Source organism: Aquitalea magnusonii (assembly GCF_003202035.1).
Lineage (GTDB): Bacteria > Pseudomonadota > Gammaproteobacteria > Burkholderiales > Chromobacteriaceae > Aquitalea > Aquitalea magnusonii.
This window is the reverse complement of the sequence record NZ_QJKC01000005.1, coordinates 116,262-140,647: the sequence shown is the minus strand read 5'-3', so window position 1 is coordinate 140,647 and position 24,386 is coordinate 116,262. Positions and strand designations below refer to the sequence as shown.

Sequence of the window (24,386 nt, the reverse complement as noted above, 5' to 3'; positions counted from 1 at the left end):
AATGCAAAAAAGACCTCTGCGCCATGAGGCCACGCGGCCGCCCCGCGAAGCGGCTACCGCGGACCATCGAGACCACAACAAGGAGACAGTAGCAATGAAGCATGCCAGCTATGTGCACGGTGCCAGCCAGCAAGCGCTGATCGGGCAAACGATTGGTCAGTTGTTTGATGAGGCCAGCCAGCAATATGCCAGCCAGCAGGCCCTGATCGTGCGGCATCAGGGCATACGCTGGAGCTATGCCGAATTGCGCCAGCAGGTAGACCGGCTGGCTTGCGGCCTGCTACGGCTGGGCTTGCAGCCGGGCGACCGCATCGGCATCTGGTCGCAGAACAATGCCGAATGGGTGCTGACGCAGTTCGCCACGGCCAAGGCCGGGCTGGTGCTGGTCAACATCAATCCGGCCTACCGCCGTTCCGAGCTGGAATACGCCATCAACAAGGTAGGCTGCCGGGCATTGATTGCCTCGCCCAGCTTCAAGAGCAGCAACTACATTGAAATGCTGCAGGACCTGCTGCCGGAACTGGCCGATAGCCAGCCCGGCGCACTCAGGGCCGCCCGCATGCCCAGGCTGGAATGGGTGATCCGCATGGGCCAGCAGGCCACGTCGGGCATGCTGGGTTTTGCCGATTTGCTGAGCGAGCCGACGCCGCAAGAGCTGGCTGCCTTACAGCAACTGGGCCAGACCCTGCAATTCGACGATGCCATCAATATCCAGTTCACCTCCGGCACCACCGGCAGCCCCAAGGGTGCCACGCTGTCACATCACAATATCCTCAACAATGCCTTCTTTACCGGACAGGCCATGGGCTTTGGCCCGGATGACCGGCTGTGCATTCCGGTGCCGCTCTACCACTGTTTCGGCATGGTGCTGGGCACGCTGACCTGCCTCACCCATGGCGCCTGCATGGTGTTCCCGGCAGAAAGTTTCGATGTGCTCAGCGTATTGCATGCCGTACAGGAAGAGCGCTGTACCGCGCTGCATGGCGTGCCGACCATGTTTATCAGCCTGCTGGATCATCCGCAGTTTGCCGAATTCGACCTGTCCAGCCTGCGTACCGGGGTGATGGCCGGCAGCCCCTGTCCCATCGAAGTCATGAAGCGGGTGACCACCCTGATGCATATGGAGCAGGTGACTATAGGCTACGGCATGACCGAAACCAGTCCGCTCAGTTTCCAGAGCCGCGCCGACACGCCGCTGGACAAGCGGGTGTCCACCGTGGGGCTGGTGCATCCGCATGTGGAGGTGAAAATCGTCGACAACGATGGCCGCATCGTGGCGCATGGCGAAACCGGCGAACTGCTGACCCGTGGCTATTCGGTGATGCTGGGTTACTGGGACGACCCGCAGAAAACCGCCGACTCCATCGACCAGTCGGGCTGGATGCACAGCGGTGATCTGGCGGTGATGGACGGGCAGGGCTATGTCAACATCGTCGGCCGGGTGAAGGACATGGTGATACGCGGTGGCGAAAACATCTACCCGCGTGAAGTCGAAGAGTTTTTCTATAGCCACCCGAAGATTCAGGAAGTGCAGGTCATCGGTGTGCCGGACGACCGCTTTGGCGAAGAACTGTGCGCCTGGATCAAGCTGCGCGATGGTGAAACGGCCAGTGTGGACGATATGCGTGCCTTCTGTCAGGGGCAGATCGCCCATTACAAGATTCCGCGCTACATCGAGTTTGTCGACAGCTTTCCCATGACCATTACCGGCAAGATCCAGAAGTTTGTCATGCGCCAGCAGATGAAGGAAAAGCTGGGGCTGAGCGATGCCCGTACCGCCTGATGCGAGGTGGATCAAGCCTTGTGCGAAATGGCCCCGACGTGTCGGGGCTTTTTTCGATACAATGCGGCCAATTCATTCTGACCGCTAGGAGCGCACCATGACTGATATCGTATTCAATGACGCCGATCTGGCCCGGCTGGAACAGTTGCTGACGCCCCTGTCGATCAGTGGCAGTACCATGCGTCCCGACGAAGTCCAGGGTTTCTTCGCGGCATTGGCCAGCGGCCCGGATGCCCCGGAGCGCGCCATGTGGCTGGCCGAGGTGCTGGGTGATGCTCCTGCTTTTGAAAATGCCGATGAAAAGGCCGAGCTGGAAGCCCTGTTGCAAAAGCTGTTCGATGTCACCGCCCATGTGCTGGCCGATGGCCGTGAGCTGGACCTGATCCTCTACGCCGATGAGGACAGCGACGACGACGAAGCCGACTACTGGCCCTGGTGCAATGCCTATCTGTATGCGCTGGACGTGGTCGATACCGACTGGTTCGAAGCCGCCGACGATGAAGGCTTCGAAGACCTGCTGATGCCTATCCTGGTATTGGGCGGCATGTTCGAGGAAGAAGACGGCGAAGACCTGGTCACCTTTACCGACGAGGAAAAGGACGACTGCAAGGAACAGCTGCCCGAGGCACTGATTGCCGTGTTCAACTACTGGCGTGCCAAGGCCCAGGCGCCGGCCACCGTACGCCGTGAAGGCGACAAGGTCGGCCGCAACGATCCCTGCCCCTGCGGCAGCGGCAAGAAATACAAGGCCTGCTGCGGTAGCAACTGATTGTATTGCCAGTCCAGCGCTGGTGAATGCCATACCTGAAAGCCTCCATGTGGAGGCTTTTTCTTTTACTGGTCAATTGGATGGGCGGTCGATGATTCAAGACTGCTGCAGATAGGCCATGAATATCCGTTGTTCTTCGCTGAGTGGTTCGTGCTTGCGTGTCAAAATGCCAAAAGGCGGCAGCGGTATGCTCACGCTGATCGGCAAGATCTGCACGATACCCATGTCGAGATAATCCTGCAGGGCGGATTCTGATAACAGCATCACCGCATTGCTGCGTTGAATCAGTTGCAGCATGGCATAAACCGAATTGCTCTCGATAATATTGCCAGGCAAGGGCAGGCATGCTTCGCGCAGATATTGCTCCAGCGCCATGCGTGCCGGACTGGATGGTGCTTGCAATATCCATGGCCAATCGCGCAGCAGCGCTGGCCATTCGATATGGTTTTCTTTTAGCAAGGCATGGTTTTTAGCCACCACAATCCGCAGTATTTCATTTCCCAATGGCGAAAAACAGAAATCCTCATCGGCCATGTCCGGGCTGCGCCGGGCAATGGCCAGGTCGATGCGGCCTTGCTCCAGCAGGCTGACCACCTCGTCGCTGGTATCGCCCATCACGCGGATATACAGGCGTGGCCGATCCTGTTTCAAACGGGCAATTGCCTCCATGATCAATGCCGGTGCCGCACCGATGATGGCGCCGACTGACAGATAGCCCAATCCTTCCTTCTTTTGCCATGCCAGCTTTTCCATGCAGCCTTCCAGATGGTGCAGGCTGAGGGTGGCAAACTGGATCAGCACCCTGCCCAGCGCCGTCGGCAGCATGCCACGCGGCAGCCGTTCGAACAGCCGGCAGTCAAACATATCCTCGATTTCCTGCAGCATGCGGCTGGCCGCCGGTTGCGACATATACATGCCTTCCGCCGTGCGTTTCATGTTCTGGTTATTGCCCAGTAACAGCAGCATCTGCAAATGCTTGTAGCGCAAGCGCTGCAATAAATGGCGGTGCTGTGCTGATGGCAGGTGGGTGGTTTTATCCATAAGCAGAAGGTATCACCGGTTAATTAAATGTAATTGGATGGTTTGGCGAGTATGACTTAGTTTTGCTGCTGCCGCATTTTGGTCGGGCGTAATGGATGGCCTGATATTGACCGATGCTATTTAAGATATTTCCCGGTTTTGGGTCTTGTCCTGTTTTGATCGGTTTTTTATTACTGGCTGAAATTAATTTCGCAAGATGTTCATGCAAATTCATTTCTGATACTGGTTTTGTCTGATCAGATTGCATGGCGACATTTACCGCTGGAGCAGCACCTTATGAAGCAAACCCCGCTTATCAAACACCTTCGTGCTTTTACCCTGCGCGGTGGCGGTGCCGATTATCACGATCAGGCCGATGGCCACTGGATAGACGACCATATCGCCACGCCCATGTCCAAATATCCGTCCTACCGGCAAAGCCGGCGCAGCTTTGGCATCAATGTGCTGGGCACCCTGGTGGTGGAGGTGGAGGACAGTGCCGGCAATGTCGGCTTTGCCGTGACGACGGGTGGCGAGCCGGCGGCATTTATCGTCGAGCGTCATCTGGCCCGCTTTGTCGAAGGGGCCAAAGTCAGTGATATCGAACGCATCTGGGACCAGATGTATTACGGCACGCTGTTTTACGGGCGCAAGGGCCTGGTGCTCAACGCCATCTCCGGGGTGGACCTGGCCTTGTGGGATTTGCTGGGCAAAGTGCGGCAGGAACCGGTGTACCAAATGCTGGGTGGGGCGGTGCGCGACGAATTACAGTTTTATGCCACCGGCGCGCGGCCTGATCTGGCCCGTGACATGGGGTTCATCGGCGGCAAAATGCCGCTGCACCATGGGCCGGCAGAGGGGGAGGAGGGCCTGCAAAAAAACCTGGCCTTGCTGGCCGGCATGCGTGAGCGGGTAGGCCCGGACTTTTGGCTGATGGTCGACTGCTGGATGAGCCTGGACCTGAACTACGCCACCCGGCTGGCGCAGGCGGCACAAGAATATGGCCTGAAATGGATAGAAGAAGCACTGCCGCCAGACGACTACTGGGGCTATGCCGCACTGCGCCGCCAACTGCCGCCGGGCATGTTGTGCACTACCGGCGAGCACGAAGCCACGCGCTGGGGCTTTCGCATGCTGCTGGAAATGGGCTGCTGCGACATCATCCAGCCCGATGTCGGCTGGTGTGGCGGCATCACCGAGCTAGTGAAAATCTCCGCCCTGGCCGATGCACACCAGGCGCTGGTGATTCCACATGGCTCCAGCGTGTACAGCTATCACTTTGTCGCCACCCGGCATAACAGCCCCTTCGCCGAATTCCTGATGATGGCACCGCAGGCGGATCAAGTCGTCCCGATGTTCAGCCCGCAGCTCTTGCATGAACCGGTGCCGGAACACGGCCGCATGCGCGTGTCGCGGCTGGATCGGCCCGGCTTCGGTGTGGAGCTTAATCCCGCCTGCGCCTTGCACCGCCCCTACCTGCACACTCCGGGAGGCTGAGATGACGCATGGACAAGCACTTTGCACATTGGCTTTCCGCATGCAGTTGTTTCCGGGGCAAGCCGAGGAATATCAACGGCGTCATGCCGCCATCTGGCCGGAACTGAAAACCGCCCTGCTGGATGCCGGCATTGTCGAGTACCGCATTTTTCATGATGACCATGATGACGCCTTGTTTGCCGTGCTGTACTGCCGGCAGCCCGACAGGCTGGCGGAACTGCCCAGCCTGCCGGTGATGCAGCAATGGTGGGCCCATATGGCCGACATCATGGAGACCCAGCCGGACCTTTCGCCGGTACAGGTTGGCTTGCACAGCATGTTTGTGCTGAGCACGGGGGAGGGGCCGCCATGCGCATCGTAGACGCCCATTGCCATTTCTGGTGGCTGCAAGGCAAGCAGTACCCCTGGCTGAGCCGGCGCCAGCCGAATCTGTTGGGAGATTATGCCGCGCTGGCACGCGATTTCAGGCTGGAAGATTTGCGGCAGCTGGCCGAGCAGGCCGATATCGAGCTGGCCGGGGTGGTGCATGTCGAAGCCAATGCGACGGATGCGCTGGAGGAAACCCGGCAACTGGAGCAGATGCTGGATTTCTCCGGCAAGCAGTTGCCCGTCGTGTTGCTGCCCTTTCTCGATCTGGCCAGCCCGCAGGCGGCGGATCAGCTGGCCCGGCAACTGGCCGCTTCCACCCGCGTGCGTGGTGTGCGGCAGATTCTGAATGTCCATGCCGATCCGCAGTTCGACTACGTGGGCCGCCACTATATGCGCGAGACGCAATGGCAGCTGGGCATGGCCCTGCTGGAGCGCCACAAGCTGATCTTCGAATTGCAAATCTACCCCTCCCAAATGCGGGAGGCCGCTGCGCTGGCGCGGCGTTATCCGGGGGTGCGCTTTGCGCTGAACCATGCCGGCATGTATGTGGATCGCCATGCTCCGGCCGGCTGGCGCATGTGGCGCGATGGCATGCGGGCGCTGGCAGCCTGCCCGAATGTGCAGGTAAAGCTGAGCGGTTTCGGCATGCTCGACCACCACTGGACCGAGGACAGTCTGCGGCCGCTGGTGTACGAGGCCATCGACGCCTTTGGCAGTGCACGTTGCATGTTTGCTTCCAATTTCCCGGTATGCAGCCTGTACACCTCCTACCGCCGGCTATGGCAAGCCTATGACCATTTGCTGGCACAGGAGGCATCCCATGAGCGGCGTGCCATGTTTGCCGACAACGCCTGGCGTTTCTACCAATTGGGAGGCTAGTCAGATGGCCATCATTCTGCTGGGTCTGTTGTTCCATTTCATCGGCTCGTTTTCATCCGCCAGTTTTTACCTGCCCTATCGCAGCGTCCGGCTGTGGTCCTGGGAAAACTTCTGGCTACTGGGCGGCTTGTTTTCCTGGCTGATTGCCCCGTGGCTGGCGATTTTCCTGACCATTCCCGGCTTTGCTTTCATTCTGGAAACGGCGGAGCGGGCGACGCTGGGATGGACTTACTTCTTCGGCGTGTTATGGGGCATTGGCGGCCTCACCTTTGGCCTGGCCATGCGCTATATCGGCCTGTCGCTGGGCATGTCCATCATCATGGGCCTGACCTCGGCGCTGGGTGCCCTGATGCCGCCGCTGTTCAATGACCTGTTCGGGCGCGAGGATGGATTGCGGCTAAGCCAGATGCTGCTCAGCCGCGGCGGGCAGATGGTGCTGCTGGGGGTGCTGGGCTCGCTGATCGGCATCGTGTTATGCGGCATGGCCGGCATGCGCAAGGAGCGTGAAGTCGATCTGGCGACCAAGCAAAGCGCGGTTCAGGAATTCAATATGAAAAAGGGCATCGCCGTCGCCCTGGTGTCCGGTTGCCTGAGCGCCTGTTTCAGCTACGGCATCAACGCGGGCAAGCCACTGGCACTGGCCGCAGTGAGCCAGGGGGCCAACTCCCTGTTCATGAACAACCTGACCTTTGCCGTCATCATGCTCGGTGGCCTCACCACCAATGCGCTGTGGTGTCTGCGCCTGTCCTTGCGCCGTCGCAGTCTGGGCGAGTTCGTCAATCGCAATACCCCCTTGCTGCGCAATTACCTGCTGTGCGCGCTGGGCGGCTTGCTGTGGTATTTGCAGTTCTTCTTCTACGGCATGGGCGAGAGCCGTTTGCACAACCCCACCAGCTCCTGGGTGCTGCACATGTCTTTCATCATCCTGATTTCCAATATCTGGGGTGTCTGTCTGGGCGAATGGCGTGGCACGGCGCCGCAAACCCGCCGCACCTTGTTGCTGGGCATCGTGGTCATCATTGCCGCCATCGGCCTGGTGGGTTTTGGTAGTGCCGACCATTAAGGGCGGCTGGCACAAGGGGATTTGTCCTTGGTCCTGGCCTGTGGTGGTGAGCATGGGATCAAGGGTTTGCTGTAGCACATCGGGCTTGTATCGCCGGTATTCCTGAGGAGACAAAGCGATGTTGTTAGCAGGTAAGCGAGTGGTGATTACCGGGGCGTCCCGTGGCATAGGGCGGGCCATTGCACTGGGCTGTGCCCGCCATGGGGCGGATGTGATGCTGGGCCACAGCGGCCGCAGCAATGAGGATGACATCCTGACCCTGCGTCAGCAGATTGAGGTTCTGGGGCGCAAGGTGGCTGATCTGGCCGGCGATATCGGCGACCCCGATACCGGTGCCGCGCTGATCGCCGGTGCCGTGGAGCAGCTGGGCGGAGTGGATGTCTTTATCAGCAATGCCGGCATCTGTCCCTTTCACGCCTTTCTGGACATGCCACGCGAGACCTATTACCGCACGGTGAATACCAATCTCAACGGGGCCTATTTTGCCGTACAGGCGGCCGCACGGCAGATGCAGCAGCAGGGCGAGGGCGGCGCCATCATCGCGGTCAGCTCCATCAGTGCCCTGGTGGGCGGCGCCATGCAGACGCACTACACCCCCACCAAGGCCGGTTTGCTGTCGCTGATGCAGTCCTGCGCCATTGCGCTGGGGCCGCTTGGCATCCGCTGCAATGCCTTGCTGCCGGGCACCATAGAAACCGACATCAACCGCCAGGATCTGGCCGATCCGCACAAGCGCAGCTATATGCAAAACCGCATCCCGCTGGGGCGGCTGGGGCAGCCGGAAGATCTGGTCGGCCCGGCGGTATTCCTGGCCTCGGACCTGGCGCGTTATGTCACCGGGGCCAGCCTGCTGGTGGATGGTGGCATGTATGTCAATCTGCAATAGGAGTTGCCGATGCAGCTGAATCCTTTCAAATCTGCCTTAGGGCAGCTGCCCTCATCTGCTCCCTTGTACGGCATCTGGGCGGGCACGGCTTCGTCTTATGTGGCAGAAATCCTGGCGACCACCGGTCACGACTGGATTCTGCTGGATGGCGAGCATGCCCCCAATACCCTGGCCGACCTGTTGCCGCAATTACAGGCGGTAGCCGCCTATCCGGTCCATCCCGTGCTACGCATTCCCAGCCATGACCCGGTGCTGATCAAGCAGGTACTGGATATCGGTGCGCAAACGCTGATGGTGCCGATGGTGGAGACGGCGGCGCAGGCCGCGGCCCTGGTGCGGGCCATGCACTATCCGCCAGCGGGGAGTCGCGGTGTCGGCGGCGGGCTGATCCGCGCCGCCCGCTGGGATGCCGTACCGGACTACATTCGCCAGGCAGCGCAGTCGCTCTGCCTGGTGGTGCAGATCGAATCTCCCCTCGGCGTGGCAAACGCGGCGCAGATCGCTGCTGTGGACGGCGTGGATGCCATCTTTATCGGCCCGGCGGATTTATCCACCAGCATGGGCCACGCGGGGGATGCCAGCCATGCCGATGTCCAGCACGGCATCCGCCACACCATTGCCTGCTGTCTGGAGCAGGGCAAGGCCTGCGGCATTCTGGCGCCCAATGAGCAGGATGCCCGGCGCTATGCCGAGTGGGGCTGCAGCTTCATGGCCATCAGCATCGACATCCCCCTGTTGCGTCAGGCCGCGCTGGCCAGCCTGGCACGCTTCCGCGCCTGCCCCGGCCCGGTTGGCAGCAGCCGTGCTTATTAGCCCAGCGCTGGCGGCGGCATTGCAGCGCTGCGGCAGCACCATCACTTTTCAGGAGCATTCTGATGTCCGACATTCTGCAATTGCAGCATTACATCAACGGCCATTTTGTCGCAGGCCACGATTACCATGCGGTGCACAATCCGGCTAAAGGCACGCTGCTGGCTTACTCGCCACAGGCTTCGGCGGCGGAGGTGGCCGAGGCGATGGCCGCAGCGCGCGCCGCCCAGCGCGCCCGGCCATCGAGCGCGCCGGATTTCTGCGCAGTATTGCCACGCTGATTCGCCAGCAAGCAGAGGCGCTGGCCCATACCATTACCGCAGAACAAGGCAAAACCCTGGCGCTGGCCAACATTGAAGTGCACTTTACGGCCGATTACCTGGACTACATGGCCGAATGGGCCAGACGCATTGAAGGCGAGGTTATCAGCAGCGACCGCGCCGGCGAGCAGATATTCCTGCTGCGCAAGCCATTGGGTGTGGTGGCCGGCATCCTACCCTGGAATTTTCCTTTCTTTCTGATTGCCCGCAAGATGGCACCGGCCCTGCTGACCGGCAATACCATCGTGATCAAGCCCAGCGAGGAAACGCCGATCAACTGCCATCTGTTCAGCCAGCTGGTGGCGCAGTCAGCTTTGCCGGCCGGGGTGTTCAATGTGCTGTATGGCCAGGCACAGACCGGGGCTGAGCTGGCCGGCAGTGCTGCCGTCGACATGATCAGCTTTACCGGCAGCGTGGCGACCGGTGCGCGCATTGCAGCCGCGGCGGCGCCGCATATCACCAAACTGAATCTGGAGCTGGGGGGCAAGGCACCGGCCATCGTGCTGGCCGATGCTGATCTCGATCTGGCGGTCAGGGCCATCCACGCCTCACGGGTCATCAATACCGGCCAGGTATGTAACTGTGCCGAACGGGTGTATGTCGAGCGCAAGGTGGCAGATGCTTTCATCGACAAGATAGCCAGCGCCATGGCGGCAACCCGCTATGGCGATCCGCTGGCAAGGCCGGATATCGACATGGGGCCGTTGATCAACCGTCAGGCACTGCAAAGGGTGCAGGCCAAGGTGGCGCAGGCGCTGCAGGAGGGGGCGCAGTTGATTACCGGTGGCCAGGTGGCCGAGCTGGGGGCCGGTTTCCACTTCCAGCCCACGGTGCTGGCGGCATGTCATGGGCAGATGGACATCATGCGGCAAGAGATTTTCGGCCCGGTATTGCCCATACAGGTGGTGGACAGCCTGGAGGAGGCGATTGCCCTGGCCAATGACTCGAGCTACGGCCTCACTTCATCCCTCTACACCCGTGATCTGGGCAAGGCGATGCAGGCGATGCGCGAACTGGATTTTGGCGAGACCTACATCAACCGGGAAAATTTCGAAGCGATGCAAGGTTTCCATGCCGGGGTCCGCCAATCCGGCATCGGCGGGGCCGATGGCAAGAATGGCCTGTACGAATACACCCATAGCCATGTGATTTATTTGCAGTCCTGAGCGGGCTCAGGCTGCGCCCTCTGTGCTTTCCCGGCCGGTCATGCAAAAAGCATGGCAGGCCGGAATGGTTTTGATTAGAATGAAAAACGAGAGTACGAGCTCTCTTTTTTTCATTCCTTTATTTACAAGCCCGGTTTTCCGGGCTTTTTTTTGTGCGGGCGGTTCCGTCACGACAATCCGCGCCCCACAAAAAAACGGCCCCGCAGGGCCGTATCAGTGGAGTCGAACAAGCAATCAGAAGGCGAAGTGTTCCTCATCCAGCGCCATCAGCGGCGCAGCACCGCCCTTGATGCGGGCCAGCAGGGTATGCACTTCGGGGAAGAGCTTGGCCATGTAGAAGCGGCCGGTGGCAATCTTGGCCTGGTAGAAGGCATCATCGCCCTGGCCCAGGCGGGCGTGCGCCACTTCTGCCATGCGCGCCCACAGCCAGGCATAGCTCAGATGGCCGATCAGGCGCAGATAGTCGCTGGCTGCCGCGCCGGCTTCGTCCTTGTTCTGCAGGCTGGCCATGCCGATGCCCATGGTGATTTCGCCCACATCCTTCATCAGCTTGCTCAGTGGCGCGATATATTCGGCCAGCTTGTCATTGCCTTCGTTGGCCTGGCAGAACTGGTGAATCTGCTTGGTGAACTTGCGCAGCTTCTGGCCCTGATCCAGCAATACCTTGCGGCCCAGCAGGTCGATGGCCTGGATGCCATTGGTGCCTTCGTAAATCTGCGAAATGCGGCAGTCACGCACCAGTTGCTCCATGCCCCATTCACGAATGAAACCGTGGCCACCGAACACCTGCATGCCCATATTGGCGGCCTCATAGCCATTGTCGGTCATGAAAGCCTTGGCCACCGGGGTGAGCAGGGCCACCAGATCGGCCGCATCCTGGCGGGCGGCGGCATCCGGGTGCTTGTCCTCGATATCCAGTTGCAGGGCGAGCAGGGCGGTGAGCGCGCGGCCGGCCTCGGTATAGGCTTTCTGGGTCAGCAGCATGCGGCGCACGTCCGGATGCACGATGATGGGGTCGGCTGCCTTGTCCGGACATTTGGCTCCGGTGAGCGCACGCATTTGCAGCCGCTCGCGGGCATAGGCCAGCGCACCCTGGAACGAGGCTTCGCCAATGCCCAGACCCTGCATGCCGCAGCCCAGACGCGCCGCATTCATCATGGTGAACATGCAGGACAGGCCCTTGTTGGCTTCGCCAATCAGATAGCCCTTGGCACCATCCAGATTGATCACCGCCGTGGCATTGGCCTTGATGCCCATCTTGTGTTCCAGGCTGCCGCAGGCCACCGGATTGCGGCTGCCGTCGGCGTGGTACTTCGGCACGATGAACAGGGAAATGCCCTTCACATCCTTGGGCGCATCCGGCAAACGGGCCAGTACCAGGTGGATGATGTTATCGGACAGGTCGTGTTCGCCGGCCGAGATGAAAATCTTGGTGCCGGTAATGCTGTAGCTGCCGTCGCCATTCGGTTCGGCGCGGGTTTTCAGCAAGCCCAGGTCGGTGCCGCAATGCGGTTCGGTCAGGCACATGGTGCCGGTCCAGCTGCCGTCCACCAGGCGCGGCAGATAGGTGGCTTTCTGTTCTGCCGTGCCATGGGCGTGGATGGCGGCATAAGCGCCATGCGACAGGCCGGGATACATCGACCAGGCCACATTGGACGAGCACTGCATTTCCATGATCGGGAAAGCCAGCGATTTGGGCATGCCCTGGCCACCATAGGCCGGGTCACAGTCCAGTGCCGGGAAACCCAGCTCGCAATACTGCTTGTAGGCTTCCTTGAAGCCCGGCGGGGTGGTGACCGCCTTGGTGCTGGGGTCGAACTGGCAGCCTTCTTCGTCGGCCTGGCGGTTCAGCGGGGCCAGTTCGCTTTCGCAAAACTGGGCAGCGGCTTCCAGGTAGGAAGTGAAGATGTCCTGGGTGGCTTCCTCGTAGCCGGGCAGGGCGGGGATGATGTCCTGTACCTTGATCAGTTCGTTGAGCACAAAGTCAAAGTCGCGCAGCGGGGCTTTGTATGTGGGCATGGGGTCTCTCCTGTTGGTTGCGCTGCCCGGGTTTTCCGGGTCGAATGGCTGGTGTGGGCAGGGGGTGATGTTACGCCCACTTAATTCAAACGCTTGTTTAATTTATTCCGCGGCGTTTGACAACCTCTTTTATCTGCGCCGTCCCCGCGGTGTGGCATTACGACAACGGGAAAGTGGCTGGCCATGCGTTGCTTGCGAACAACAATCCGCCGTCTCAGTGCTTACCGGCATCAGCTGTTGGGCCGCCCTGGCCTGGGCTGGCTGGGGCGCTGGCTGGACCAGCCAGCCTGCTGGGCGGTGCAGCGGCGCAAGGTGGCGCAGGGCGTGGCGCTTGGTCTGCTCACCGGTTTGCTGCCGGGTCCACCCAAGCGGCTGGCCACCGTGCTGCTGGCGCTGTGTCTGCGCGTCAATCTGCCGGCCGCCTTGCTGGCCACGCTGTACAGCAATCCGCTCACCATCCTGCCACTTTATTTTCTGGCCTATTCCTGTGGACTGCTGTTACTGGGTGAGCCGGCTGCAGGTACAATGAGCCAGCCTCCATCCTGGGAGGCGCTGCCGCTTGAGCAGTGGGCATTGCAGCTGGCGCACTGGTTGCTGTCGCTGGGCTGGCCCCTCTTGCTCGGTTTGCTGGTCATGGGGCTGGGTCTGGCCTTGTGCGGCTATGTCTTGGTGATGCTGGGCTGGCGCTGTGCCGTGATTCGAAACTGGAAAAACAGAAAGGCAGCACGTGGATCTTGTTGAAAAGAAACTGCAGTCGGAGCTGGTGTATGAGGGGGGCTTTCTCAAGGTACACAAGGACAAGGTACTGCTGCCGGATGAGTCGCATGCCAGCCGCGAGTACATCCTGCACCCCGGTGCCGTGGCCATCCTGGCGCTGACGCCGGACCGGCAACTGGTGCTGGAGCGGCAATACCGCTATCCGGCCGGCCGGGTGTTTCTGGAGATTCCTGCCGGCAAGATCGATCCCGACGAAGCACCAGAGCAGACGGCCCGCCGCGAGCTGCTGGAAGAAACCGGCTACCAGGCGGCCAGCTGGCGTTATCTGGGGACGGCCTATCCCTGCATCGGTTATTCCAACGAACAGATCAGCTACTACCTGGCCGAAGGGCTGCAAGCCGGCGAACGGCAACTGGACGAAGGCGAGTTTCTCGAGGTGCTGACCCTGCCGCTGGAGCAGGTGATGCAGATGGCGCTGTCCGGTGAAATCTGCGACAGCAAATCCATTGTCGGCCTGCACTGGCTGGCCGCCTACCTGGATGGGAGACTGCCCGGTGCCGCCGTTTGATCCTTACCATGAACGCCGTGGCGCGCGCCGCTTGCAGATGGGGTGCAAGGCCCGCATCCGCTCGCTGCACACCGGCGAAACCCACTATGGCGAATGTGTCGACCTGTCGGTAGACGGCATGGCCTTTCGCTCGTCCTATGTACCGCAGCATGGTGAGCGCTTGTCGGTCATCGTGCTGGCCCCCGCGCTGGGTGGCTTGCCAGGCAAGCCGCTGGAGGCCGAGGTGGAAGTGCGCCGCTGCAATGAGGTCAAGCGCGGGCAGGTCTATGAAATCGGCACGCGCATTATCGAGCGCAAGAGCTGAAACATCTGCTTGCAAATTGATACATTATTCTTTCAGGCAGAGTCATCTGCCTGATGTTTTTGTATGTGCATGATTTAAAACATTTATTTTCTTAAAATGCCAGCTGGGAATTTAACAGCTTAGTTTTTTCTTTGGTCATATCAAGATATTTCTCAATAAAATTCAGTGACTTACCGGGCTGTTATGCCGAAAGTCCTGATTGCCTCGCTTTTATTCTTGCTCCTTGGCGCATGTGCTATACCCAGAAAAAGAGAATCTGAAAACCAGTCAGTACTCTAATTTTGCCAGGGGAATGCGGGTGCACCATGCACGCCGTGCGCGCCCCTGCAACCAGCCAGGAGAGAGCCATGCACCCGGACATCTTGAGCCACTACGCCTCCCGTTACGACAAGACGCGTGAAGAGGAATACACCATCCAGGAGTATCTGGAGATCTGCAAACGAGATCCAGCTGCTTATGCCACGGCTTCCGAGCGCATGCTGGCCGCCATTGGCGAACCGGAACTGGTGGATACCCGTCACGACCAGCGTCTGTCGCGCATCTTTTCCAACAAGGTCATCAAGGTCTATCCCGCCTTCCGCGAGTTTTACGGCACCGAGGAAGTGATCGAGCAGGTGGTGGCCTATTTCCGCCATGCCGCCCAGGGGCTGGAAGAAAAGAAACAGATTCTCTACCTGCTGGGGCCGGTGGGCGGCGGCAAGTCGTCGATTGCCGAAAAGCTGAAGGAGCTGATGGAGCAGGTGCCCTTCTATTGCCTGAAAGGCAGCCCGCTAAACGAGTCGCCGCTGGGCCTGTTCAATGTGGAAGAAGACGGTGCCATTCTGGAAGAGGAATTCGGCATTCCGCGCCGTTATCTCAAGACCATTCCCAGCCCGTGGGCGGTGAAAAGGCTGCACGAATTCAATGGCGACATCGGCCAGTTCAAGGTGGTGAAACGCTACCCGTCGGTACTGCGGCAGATTGCCGTGGCCAAAACCGAGCCGGGTGACGAGAACAACCAGGACATCAGCTCGCTGGTGGGCAAGGTGGACATCCGCAAACTGGAAAAATACGCCCAGGACGACCCGGATGCCTACAGCTACTCCGGTGGCCTCTGCCTGGCCAACCAGGGTCTGCTGGAATTCGTGGAAATGTTCAAGGCCCCCATCAAGGTGTTGCACCCGCTGCTGACCGCCACCCAGGAAAGCAATTTCAAGGGTACCGAAGGCTTTGGCGCCATCCCGTTTGATGGCATCGTGCTGGCCCACTCCAATGAGTCGGAGTGGAAGCAGTTCCGCAACAACAAGAACAACGAGGCCTTCCTCGACCGTATCTATATCGTCAAGGTGCCGTACTGCCTGCGCGTGACCGAAGAGATCAAGATCTACGACAAGCTGATCCGCAACTCTTCCCTGGGCAATGCGCCGTGCGCACCGGGAACGCTGAAGATGATGGCGCAGTTTGCCATTCTGTCGCGGCTGAAGGAGACCGAAAACTCCAGCCTCTTCAGCAAGATGCAGGTGTATGACGGGGAGAATCTGAAAGACACCGATCCCAAGGCCAAGTCGCTGCAGGAGTACCGCGATTATGCCGGGGTAGACGAGGGCATGAATGGCCTGTCGACCCGCTTTGCCTACAAGATCCTGTCCAAGGTGTTTAACTTCGACAACCAGGAAGTGGCGGCCAACCCGGTGCACCTGCTGTATGTGCTGGAACAGCAGGTGGAGCGCGAGCAGTTCCCGGCCGAGCAGGAGCAGAAGTACCTGACCTTCCTGAAAGAGTATCTGGCGCCCAAGTATGTCGAGTTCATCGGCAAGGAGATCCAGACCGCCTATCTGGAAAGCTACTCTGAATACGGCCAGAACATTTTCGACCGCTATGTCACCTTCGCCGACTACTGGATTCAGGACCAGGAATACCGCGATCAGGATACCGGCGAAATCTTCGACCGCACCTCGCTCAATGGCGAACTGGAGAAAATCGAAAAACCGGCCGGGATTTCCAATCCCAAGGACTTCCGCAACGAAATCGTCAATTTCGTGCTGCGCGCCCGGGCCAATAACGGCGGCAAGAACCCGACCTGGACCAGCTATGAAAAGCTGCGCACGGTGATCGAGAAGAAGATGTTCTCCAATACCGAAGAGCTGCTGCCGGTGATTTCCTTCAATGCCAAGGCCAGCGTGGAGGATGCCAAGAAGCACGAAGACTTCGTCAACCGCATGGTGGAAAAGGGCTACACCGCCAAGCAGGTCCGCCTGCTGTGCGAATGGTATCTGCGGGTGCGCAAGTCCTCCTGAGCAAGCGCCGGCAGCCGGGTGGCGACACGCGGCTGTCCGGCACCGATTCTGGTCCGGCCTGTCTAAAAGGATAGGGTCCGGCTTGGCCCGGATGGCTGCGGGTGGACAAAGCGGTGGTCGTGTCGATCGACCTGCCGGGCCGCAGGAGACAACAGCGAGGTTGCCATGTCCCACATCATAGACAGACGCCTGAACGGCAAGAACAAGTCCGCGGTCAATCGCGAGCGTTTCTTGCGCCGCTTCAAGGCGCAGATCAAGGAAGCCGTTTCGCGTGCGGTGAAGGGGCGCAGTATCACCGATATCGAGAGCGGCGAAAAAGTCTCCATTCCGGTCAAGGATATTTCCGAGCCGGTATTTCACCACGGCCAGGGCGGCGTGCGCGAACAGGTGCATCCGGGCAATGAGGAATTCATCCGGGGGGATCGCATTCAACGCCCGCAAGGTGGCGGTGGCGGCGGAGGGGGCGGCAAGGCCAGCCAGGATGGCGAAGGTGAGGACGACTTCGTGTTCGAGCTGTCGCGCGAAGAATTCCTCAATGTGTTCTTCGACGACCTGGCCCTGCCCAACCTGATCAAGACCCAGCTGATGGGGGTGGAAGAACTCAAGCAGGTACGCGCCGGCTATACCAATGACGGCACCCCGGCCAATATCAGCATCGTGCGCTCCCTGCGTGGCGCACTGGCGCGGCGGGTGGCCATGGCCGCGCCGACCCTGGCCAGCCTGGGCGAGGCCGAGGAAGACCTGGACCAGTTGCTGGAGTCGGATGAGGAAAGCGCGCTGGAAGTGCGCGACCAGCGCAAGCGCATCCACCTGCTGCGCGAAAAGCTGGCCAGCATCCCCTTCATCGACCCCTTTGATCTGCGCTACAACAACCGCATCAAGCAGCCCAAGCCCACCAGCCAGGCGGTGATGTTCTGCATCATGGACGTATCCGGCTCGATGGACGAGCAGAAAAAGGACATGGCCAAGCGCTTCTTCATCCTGCTCTACCTGTTCTTGCAGCGGAACTACGACAAGATCGAAGTGGTGTTCATCCGCCATCACACCAGTGCGGTGGAAGTGAACGAGGAGGACTTCTTCCATTCGCGTGAAAGCGGTGGGACGGTGGTGTCCTCGGCGCTCAACCTGATGGCGGACATCGTCAAGAAGCGCTACAGCGGCAGCGAGTGGAATATCTATGCCGCCCAGGCTTCGGATGGCGACAACTGGGATAGCGACTCGGCCAATTGCGGCCGCATCATGGACGAACAACTGCTGCCCTATTGCCAGTATTTCGCCTACATCGAAATCACCGAAGGCGAGCCGCAAAACCTCTGGTACGAGTACCTCAAGGTCAAGGAACGCCAGCGGCATTTCGCCATGCAGAAAATCCGCTCGGCCTCCGATATTTATCCGGTATTCCGGGAGCTGTTCAAACGCCAGCCAGCCACGCGCGCCTGAGCGCCAGGGCCGGCCGCCAAGGGGAATGCAGCATGACACCCATTTCCACCGGGTCCGAATGGACCTTCGACCTGATCGAAGAATACGACCGCGCAATCCGCAAGATTGCAGTGGATGAATTCCAGCTGGATGTCTATCCCAACCAGCTGGAAGTGATTACCGCCGAACAGATGATGGATGCCTACTCCTCGGTGGGCATGCCGGTGAACTACCATCACTGGAGCTTCGGCAAGCACTTTGTCGCCACCGAAAAAAGCTACAAGCGCGGCCAGATGGGGCTGGCCTACGAAATCGTCATCAACTCCAGCCCCTGTATTGCCTACCTGATGGAAGAAAATTCCATGACCATGCAGGCGCTGGTGATTGCCCATGCCGCCTATGGCCACAACAGCTTTTTCAAGGGCAATTACCTGTTCCGCGCCTGGACCGACGCCTCGGCCATTGTCGACTACCTGGTGTTTGCCAAGTCCTACATCAGCAAATGCGAGGAGCGCTATGGCATCGACGAAGTGGAAATGCTGCTGGACTCCTGCCATGCGCTGATGAACTACGGCGTGGACCGCTACAAGCGGCCGCAGAAGCTGTCGCTGGCCAAGGAGCAGGCACGGCAGGAGGAGCGCGAGCAATATCTGCAAATGCAGGTCAACGACCTGTGGCGCACCATTCCCAAGCGCGACAAGGACGATGCCAATCGCGAACCAGCACGCTTTCCGGCCGAGCCGCAGGAAAACCTGCTGTATTTCATCGAAAAATCCGCGCCACTGCTGGAGCCGTGGCAGCGCGAGCTGGTACGCATCGTGCGCAAGGTGGCGCAGTATTTCTACCCGCAACGGCAGACCCAGGTGATGAACGAGGGCTGGGCCACTTTCTGGCACTACACCATTCTCAACCGCCTGTACGACAAGGGCCTGGTGACCGATGGCTTCATGATGGAGTTTTTGCAGAGCCACACCAATGTGGTGTACCAGCCACCGGTGACGGCACGCTGGTATAACGGCATCAACCCGTATGCCCTGGGCTTTTCCATGTACCAGGACATCAAGCGCATTTGCGAAGCCCCCACCGAAGAGGACCGGGCCTGGTTTCCCGACCTGGCCGGTACCGACTGGCGCAGCTCGCTGGAATTCGCCATGAAGAATTTCAAGGACGAAAGCTTTATTTCGCAATACCTGTCGCCCAAGCTGATTCGCGATTTCCGCCTGTTTGCCATTCGCGACGATGACCATGAAGACAAGCTGGAAGTGTCGGCCATCCACGATGAAATGGGTTATCGCGATATCCGCAGCAAGCTGGCCGAGCAATACAATCTGGGCTCACGCGAACCCAATATCCAGGTGTGGTCGGTCAATGTGCGGGGGGATCGCAGCCTGACGCTGCGCCATACCATGCACAATCGCCGCCCGCTGGACGAGGGCAGTGCGCAGGAGGTGCTCAAGCATGTCGGGCGCTTGTGGGGCTTTGATGTGCGGCTGGAAAGTGCCGACAGCGATGGCAGCATCACCCAGCGCTTCGAGGTGAAGTCCAGCCTGGATTTGCAGCGGCTGTAGCGGGTCAGCGGGGAGTGTGCGGGACAAAGGCCCGGATGCCGGCATCCGGGCTGATCAATTCCGCCAGACGGATACCGTAAATGGCCTCCAGCCGCGCTTGCTGCATGATGTCGGCGGTGCGGCCAAAAGCGATGCTGCAGCCATCCTGCAGCAGTAAGACACGGTCGGCATGGCGCAGCGCCAGGTTCAGGTCGTGCAGCACCGCCACCACGCCGATGTGCAAGTCCTGCGCCAGCTGCCGCCATTGCGCCATCTGGCTGTCGGCAATGGCGAAGTCCAGCGCCGCCGTCGCCTCATCCAGCAATAAATAGCGCTCCGGCTGTGTTGATGCCAGCAACTGGCAGAGTGCGCGTGCCAGATGGGCGCGCTGTGCCTCGCCACCGGACAGGCTGTCCAGCCGGCGTTGGGCCAGCCTGCTGGTGTCCGTCAGGGCCAGTGCCCGCGCCATCGCCGCCGCCTGTTGTGCGGGAGCGGCAAGGTAAGCGCCGGCCGCCACCAGCTCTTGCACCCGCCAGCCGGATGGGGTCGCCGCCTGTTGTTCCACCACCGCACGCAGGCTGGCCAGCCGTGCCGGGCTCAGCCCCGCCGTATCCTGCCCGCCCAGCCGCACACGGCCACTGTCCGGGCGCAGATAGCCCGACATCACTTGCAGCAGGGTACTCTTGCCCGCGCCATTGGGGCCGAGGATGACGCACAGCTCGCCAGGCACCGCCTGTAGCGAGACCTGCCAGAGCAGCCGCTTGCCCGCGCGCTGCAAACAGACCTGTTCCAGCTCAAGCACGCGGTGACTCCTGTTCTCGTCGCAGCAGCCACAGGAAAAACGGAGCACCCAGCAGGCTGGTGATGACGCCAACCGGCAGCTCCGCGGGCGCCAGCAGGCTGCGTGCCAGCCAGTCGGCACTGACTGTCAGCCAGGCACCCAGCAGCGGGGCTGCCAGCAGCAGGCGGCGGGCATCACTGCCGGTCAGTAGCCGGGTCAGGTGCGGTGCCAGCAAGCCGACAAAGCCGATCATGCCGCAGCTGGACACCACCACGCCGGCCGCAATGGAGGCAAGGCAGACCACCAGCCATGCGCCGCGCTGCAGATCAAAACCCAGATGGAAGGCCGTGGCCTCGCCCAGCTGCAGGGCATTGAGCAAGCGCCAGTGGCGAAACAGGCCCAGCCAGACCAGCGGTGTGGCCAGCAGCAACAGCCAGGCCTGCGGCCATTCGGCACTGGCGAAGCTGCCCATCAGCCAGAAGGTGATGCTGCGCAGGGCGCCATCGGGCAGGGTGGTGATCAACAGGGTCAGCAGGCTGCCCAGCAAGGCCGCGATGGCCACGCCGGACAGGATCAGCCGGCTGCCCTGGCCATTCGGGGAGGCCAGCAGCCGTATCAGCCATAGCGTCAGCAGGCTGCCGGCAAAGCCGGCCAGCGAAACCGGCAGGATGCCGCCGCCCAGGCTGAGCGCCAGCGCGGCGGCCAGGGCAGCCCCGCTATAGATGCCGAGCAGGCCGGGTTCGGCCAGCGGATTGCGAAAGCGGGCCTGGATGGCGGCGCCGGCACTGCTCAGCAGCATGCCGCTGCAGATGGCGACCAGCAGGCGTGGCAGGCGCAGCTGCAACAATAGCTGCAGTTGCAGCGCCGGCAGCGGCTGATTGCCGTGCAGCATGGGGCCGATCAGGCCACTGCCGTGCAGCAGCGAACCGAGGCAAGTCAGCAGCAGGGCGGCCAGCAGGCATTGGCAGAGCAGGGAGAGGCGGATCATCAGGGGGAAAGGGAGCCGGCCGGACGGCCAGGCTCCCGCAGGCCTTAGCGCAGGCCCAGCACGTCTTGCATGTCGAACAGGCCGGACGGCTTGGCCGACAGCCATTTGGCGGCACGTACGGCACCGTTGGCAAAAGTGGCGCGGCTGGAAGCCTTGTGGGTGATTTCCACCCGTTCGCCCAGGGTGGCGAACAGCACGGTATGGTCGCCCACCACATCACCGGCACGCACGGTGGCAAAGCCGATGGTGTTGGGGTCGCGTTCGCCGGTCACCCCTTCACGGCCATACACTGCGCATTCCTTGAGATCACGGCCCAGGGCATCGGCAATCACTTCGCCCATGCGCAGTGCGGTGCCGGAAGGCGCATCCACCTTGAATCGGTGGTGTGCCTCGGTGATCTCGATATCGTAGCCCTCGTTGAGCACCCGCGCGGCCATGTCCAGCAGCTTGAAGGTGAGGTTCACCCCGACGCTGAAGTTGGAGGCAAACACGATGCCGATCTTCTCGGCGGCAGCCTTGATGGCAGCCTTGCCGGCATCATCAAAACCAGTGGTGCCGATGATCATCTGCACGCCGTGCTGCTGGCACTGCTGCAGATAGCCCAATGTGGCTTCCGGACGGGTAAAGTCGATGACGACATCCGCACCGGACAGCGCGGCGGCAAAATCGCTGGAAATCTTCACCCCGGTTTGCTGGCCGATGAACAGGCCGGCGTCCTGGCCGATGAAGTCGGAAGCGGCGCGATCCACGGCGGCATGCAGGCGTGCGCCGGGGGTGGCCAGTACGGATTCGATCAGCGTGCGGCCCATGCGGCCGGCGGCGCCGACGATGACGATATTCAGTTCACTCATTGCTTGGGGGCTTCCTGGGCGGCAGGCTGGGCTTGCTGGGCGGGGGCAGAGGCATCAAGCGGCAGGATGGCGCGCTCGGCCGGCTGGGCCGTGCCTTCAACCCGTACCATGGTGTCACCTTCAAAGAATACGGTCAGCAGGGTCTTGTCCACCAGCTTGCCTTGCTTGGTGTCCTGATAGGGGTAATCCCAGCGGTTGTTGTGGAAAGCATCTGTCAGTAGCGGCGTACCCAGCAGGAAACGCACCTGGGAGCGGGTCATGCCGGGCTTGAGCTTGGCCACGGCATCTTCAGTGACATAGTTGCCTTGCTGGATTTCCATCTTGTGGGGGGTAATCCAGTTGATGGGATTCATGGAGGTGCAGCCGGAGAGGGCGATGACGGCAGCGATGATCAGGGCGCGCATGAGACTCCGATGGGCTGAGGATTATATTTAACTGGCGGTGTTAGGCAAAGCCGGAAAAAGGCTTTATCATGCTTCAAAAATCGACCTAATTTATATCACGATGAGCAAAGCCAGTCACCTTAAAGATATCGGCCTGAAAGCCACCGGCCCGCGTCTGAAAATTCTCGACCTGTTCGAGATGACCGATGATCGCCACCTGTCGGCCGAAGATGTCTATCGCAAACTGCTGGCCGAGAATATCGACATCGGTCTGGCCACCATTTACCGCGTGCTGACCCAGTTCGAGCAGGCCGGCATTCTGGTACGCCACCATTTCGAATCCGGCAAGGCCGTGTACGAGCTTAACCAGGGTGGTCACCACGACCACATGGTGTGCGTGAAGTGCGGCAGCGTGATGGAATTCTTCGATCCTGAAATCGAGGCCTTGCAGGACCGCATCGCCGAGCAGCACGGATTTCGCATTGCCGAACACGCGCTGTATCTGTATGGCGAATGCCTGAGCTGCCAGGGCAAAACCGGCAGCAAGTAATGATTCCCTGGCTCGGGCACGAGCTGGTTTTTCCTCCGGTTCGTACTGCATTGGCCGAACCGGACGGTTTGTTGGCTGCTGGTGGCGACCTGTCGCCGGCGCGCCTGCTGCTGGGGTACTCCCAGGGCATTTTCCCGTGGTTTTCCGAGGGTGAACCCATTCTGTGGTGGTCGCCGGCACAGCGCATGGTGCTGTTTCCATCCAGGCTGCGTGTCAGCCGTTCGCTGGACAAGACGCTGCGCAATCGCCGCTACCGGGTAACGCTGGACAGCGCTTTCCGGCAAGTGATGGAAGCCTGTGCCGCACCGCGCGCCGGGGCTGCCGGCACCTGGATCATCCAGCCCATGGTGGAAGCCTACTGTCGCCTGCATCAGATCGGAGCGGCACATTCTTTCGAGGTCTGGATGGATGGTGAGCTGGTGGGCGGGCTGTATGGCGTGGCCCTGGGGCGCATGTTTTATGGCGAATCGATGTTTTCCCGCCGCACGGACGCTTCCAAGATCGCCTTTGTCCACATGGCTCGCCACTTGCAGGCGCAGGGTGTGGACATGATCGACTGCCAGATGTATACCCCGCATCTGGCCAGCCTGGGCGCAACGCTGATTCCAAGAGCCGAATTTATTGCTACTCTGAAGAACAAGACGCTTGAACCCCAGGCGGACAGCATGTGGAACTATTGTTTCGACCATGAGCCATCGTGATGCCGGACCGGCGGTTGCCATTCATTTTTATGCCACCGCCCCTTACACCTGCAGTTATCTGGACGGACGCCAGGCGCGCTCGCAAGTGGCGATTCCTGCCGAGGCCATTGATGCCGCGGTTTACAGCCAGCTGGTCAGGCTGGGTTTCCGGCGCAGTGGTCTGTATACCTACCGCCCGTATTGCGACAGTTGCCAGGCTTGCGTGCCGGTACGGCTGCCCGTGGCCAGCTTCACCCCCAACCGCAGTCAGCGCCGCAGCTGGAAGCGCTTGCAGGCCATGGAAGTGCGGCTGCTGCCCTTGCAGTTTCGCCAGGATCATTACCAGCTGTACCGCGACTATCAGCAGTCGCGCCATGCCGGGGGCGGCATGGCCGAGGATAATGTGCAGCAGTATTCCGAGTTCATTCTCAAAAGCGGCGTGGACAGCCTGCTGGCGGAGTTCCGGCTGGATGGTGTGTTGAAGATGGTCAGCCTGATCGACCGTCTGGCCGACGGCCTGTCGGCGGTGTACACCTTTTATGATCCGCAGGATGCCCAGGCGGGCTATGGCGTATTCAATGTGCTGTGGCAGGTGGAGCTGGCGCGGGCATGGCAGCTGCCTTATCTGTATCTGGGCTACTGGATTGCCGATTGCCGCAAGATGGCCTACAAGTCGCAGTACCGGCCACTGGAGCAGTTGCAGGACGGCTGCTGGGTGGCAATGGAGCAGGCCGGATAAGC

23 protein-coding genes and 1 pseudogene are annotated in these 24,386 nt (G+C 60.6%); 18 read left to right on the top strand and 6 right to left on the bottom strand.

Features of this window, described 5'->3' with window-relative positions:
* The first annotated feature begins 94 nt into the window (after window positions 1-94).
* Together DFR38_RS07115 and DFR38_RS07110 are read left to right on the top strand one after the other, a co-directional pair.
* Complete coding sequence (locus DFR38_RS07115; RefSeq protein ID WP_110313197.1) at window positions 95-1,783, top strand: AMP-binding protein; 1,689 nt, start codon at window positions 95-97, stop codon at window positions 1,781-1,783.
* Between the two features lie 97 nt (window positions 1,784-1,880).
* Window positions 1,881-2,552: a UPF0149 family protein gene (locus tag DFR38_RS07110; protein WP_059286845.1), complete on the top strand. Its 672-nt coding sequence runs from the start codon at window positions 1,881-1,883 to the stop codon at window positions 2,550-2,552.
* Between the two features lie 96 nt (window positions 2,553-2,648).
* On the opposite strand, the gene DFR38_RS07105 is transcribed toward DFR38_RS07110, so the two are convergent.
* Window positions 2,649-3,593 carry a LysR family transcriptional regulator gene (locus tag DFR38_RS07105; RefSeq protein ID WP_059286846.1) on the bottom strand — a complete coding sequence of 315 codons (945 nt, stop codon included), beginning with the start codon at window positions 3,591-3,593 and terminating at the stop codon, window positions 2,649-2,651.
* 276 nt (window positions 3,594-3,869) lie between these two features.
* Between DFR38_RS07105 and rhmD the strand changes: the two genes are divergently transcribed.
* The 7 genes and pseudogenes from rhmD (at window position 3,870) to aldA (ending at window position 10,562) form a co-directional block, all read left to right on the top strand.
* Window positions 3,870-5,069 carry an L-rhamnonate dehydratase gene (rhmD, locus tag DFR38_RS07100; protein WP_059286847.1) on the top strand — a complete coding sequence of 400 codons (1,200 nt, stop codon included), beginning with the start codon at window positions 3,870-3,872 and terminating at the stop codon, window positions 5,067-5,069.
* Between the two features lie 40 nt (window positions 5,070-5,109).
* A complete protein-coding gene (locus DFR38_RS07095; protein WP_059286848.1) occupies window positions 5,110-5,430 on the top strand; it encodes an L-rhamnose mutarotase in 321 nt (106 codons plus the stop codon).
* The gene (locus tag DFR38_RS07090; RefSeq protein ID WP_110313196.1) at window positions 5,418-6,317 is read left to right on the top strand and encodes an amidohydrolase family protein; all 900 of its coding nucleotides are present in this window, start codon (window positions 5,418-5,420) and stop codon (window positions 6,315-6,317) included. Before DFR38_RS07095 ends, DFR38_RS07090 begins: the two co-directional genes overlap by 13 nt.
* A 4-nt stretch (window positions 6,318-6,321) precedes the next feature.
* Window positions 6,322-7,380 carry an L-rhamnose/proton symporter RhaT gene (rhaT, locus tag DFR38_RS07085; protein WP_059286849.1) on the top strand — a complete coding sequence of 353 codons (1,059 nt, stop codon included), beginning with the start codon at window positions 6,322-6,324 and terminating at the stop codon, window positions 7,378-7,380.
* A 118-nt stretch (window positions 7,381-7,498) separates the two neighbouring features.
* Window positions 7,499-8,266 (top strand): L-rhamnose 1-dehydrogenase Lra1, encoded by a 768-nt coding sequence (gene lra1, locus DFR38_RS07080; protein ID WP_059286850.1) that lies wholly within the window; start codon window positions 7,499-7,501, stop codon window positions 8,264-8,266.
* 9 nt (window positions 8,267-8,275) lie between these two features.
* Entirely contained in the window at window positions 8,276-9,079 is an 804-nt protein-coding gene (locus DFR38_RS07075; RefSeq protein ID WP_082693574.1) for an HpcH/HpaI aldolase family protein, read from the top strand.
* Window positions 9,080-9,150: 71 nt separating this feature from the next.
* Window positions 9,151-10,562: pseudogene (gene aldA, locus DFR38_RS07070) on the top strand (aldehyde dehydrogenase).
* 234 nt (window positions 10,563-10,796) lie between these two features.
* Here aldA and DFR38_RS07065 read toward each other — a convergent pair.
* Window positions 10,797-12,581, bottom strand: coding sequence for an acyl-CoA dehydrogenase C-terminal domain-containing protein (locus DFR38_RS07065; RefSeq protein WP_110313195.1), 1,785 nt, complete (start codon window positions 12,579-12,581; stop codon window positions 10,797-10,799).
* A 237-nt stretch (window positions 12,582-12,818) separates the two neighbouring features.
* Between DFR38_RS07065 and DFR38_RS07060 the strand changes: the two genes are divergently transcribed.
* The 6 genes from DFR38_RS07060 (at window position 12,819) to DFR38_RS07035 (ending at window position 19,433) form a co-directional block, all read left to right on the top strand.
* On the top strand, window positions 12,819-13,322 hold the full coding sequence (locus DFR38_RS07060; RefSeq protein WP_158527706.1) for a DUF2062 domain-containing protein: 504 nt from the start codon (window positions 12,819-12,821) through the stop codon (window positions 13,320-13,322).
* Window positions 13,309-13,866, top strand: a complete 558-nt coding sequence (locus DFR38_RS07055; RefSeq protein WP_059287234.1) for an NUDIX domain-containing protein — start codon at window positions 13,309-13,311, stop codon at window positions 13,864-13,866. The genes DFR38_RS07060 and DFR38_RS07055 overlap by 14 nt, the downstream gene beginning before the upstream one ends.
* Entirely contained in the window at window positions 13,853-14,170 is a 318-nt protein-coding gene (locus DFR38_RS07050) for a PilZ domain-containing protein (protein WP_239688809.1), read from the top strand. Before DFR38_RS07055 ends, DFR38_RS07050 begins: the two co-directional genes overlap by 14 nt.
* Window positions 14,171-14,517: 347 nt before the next feature.
* Window positions 14,518-16,446: a PrkA family serine protein kinase gene (locus DFR38_RS07045; protein ID WP_059287233.1), complete on the top strand. Its 1,929-nt coding sequence runs from the start codon at window positions 14,518-14,520 to the stop codon at window positions 16,444-16,446.
* A 165-nt stretch (window positions 16,447-16,611) separates the two neighbouring features.
* Window positions 16,612-17,886: a YeaH/YhbH family protein gene (locus DFR38_RS07040; RefSeq protein WP_059287232.1), complete on the top strand. Its 1,275-nt coding sequence runs from the start codon at window positions 16,612-16,614 to the stop codon at window positions 17,884-17,886.
* Window positions 17,887-17,918: 32 nt separating this feature from the next.
* Window positions 17,919-19,433 (top strand): SpoVR family protein, encoded by a 1,515-nt coding sequence (locus DFR38_RS07035; protein ID WP_059287231.1) that lies wholly within the window; start codon window positions 17,919-17,921, stop codon window positions 19,431-19,433.
* Between the two features lie 4 nt (window positions 19,434-19,437).
* Here DFR38_RS07035 and DFR38_RS07030 read toward each other — a convergent pair whose 3' ends face one another.
* The 4 genes from DFR38_RS07030 to DFR38_RS07015 are packed head-to-tail and all read right to left on the bottom strand — an operon-like array spanning window position 19,438 to window position 22,436.
* The gene (locus DFR38_RS07030) at window positions 19,438-20,214 is read right to left on the bottom strand and encodes an ATP-binding cassette domain-containing protein (RefSeq protein WP_158527705.1); all 777 of its coding nucleotides are present in this window, start codon (window positions 20,212-20,214) and stop codon (window positions 19,438-19,440) included.
* Entirely contained in the window at window positions 20,207-21,181 is a 975-nt protein-coding gene (locus DFR38_RS07025) for a FecCD family ABC transporter permease (protein ID WP_158527704.1), read from the bottom strand. Before DFR38_RS07025 ends, DFR38_RS07030 begins: the two co-directional genes overlap by 8 nt.
* Window positions 21,182-21,225: 44 nt before the next feature.
* The gene (gene dapB, locus DFR38_RS07020) at window positions 21,226-22,032 is read right to left on the bottom strand and encodes a 4-hydroxy-tetrahydrodipicolinate reductase (protein WP_110313191.1); all 807 of its coding nucleotides are present in this window, start codon (window positions 22,030-22,032) and stop codon (window positions 21,226-21,228) included.
* Complete coding sequence (locus DFR38_RS07015) at window positions 22,029-22,436, bottom strand: outer membrane protein assembly factor BamE (RefSeq protein WP_059286147.1); 408 nt, start codon at window positions 22,434-22,436, stop codon at window positions 22,029-22,031. Before DFR38_RS07015 ends, dapB begins: the two co-directional genes overlap by 4 nt.
* Before the next feature lie 100 nt (window positions 22,437-22,536).
* Between DFR38_RS07015 and fur the strand changes: the two genes are divergently transcribed.
* From fur to DFR38_RS07000, 3 genes are read left to right on the top strand one after another with little or no spacing between them, the layout of a single operon-like run.
* Window positions 22,537-22,965, top strand: coding sequence for a ferric iron uptake transcriptional regulator (gene fur / locus DFR38_RS07010; protein WP_059286148.1), 429 nt, complete (start codon window positions 22,537-22,539; stop codon window positions 22,963-22,965).
* On the top strand, window positions 22,965-23,666 hold the full coding sequence (gene aat, locus DFR38_RS07005; RefSeq protein ID WP_059286149.1) for a leucyl/phenylalanyl-tRNA--protein transferase: 702 nt from the start codon (window positions 22,965-22,967) through the stop codon (window positions 23,664-23,666). Before fur ends, aat begins: the two co-directional genes overlap by 1 nt.
* Window positions 23,653-24,384 (top strand): arginyltransferase, encoded by a 732-nt coding sequence (locus DFR38_RS07000; protein ID WP_110313190.1) that lies wholly within the window; start codon window positions 23,653-23,655, stop codon window positions 24,382-24,384. The genes aat and DFR38_RS07000 overlap by 14 nt, the downstream gene beginning before the upstream one ends.
* The last annotated feature ends 2 nt before the right edge of the window (window positions 24,385-24,386 follow it).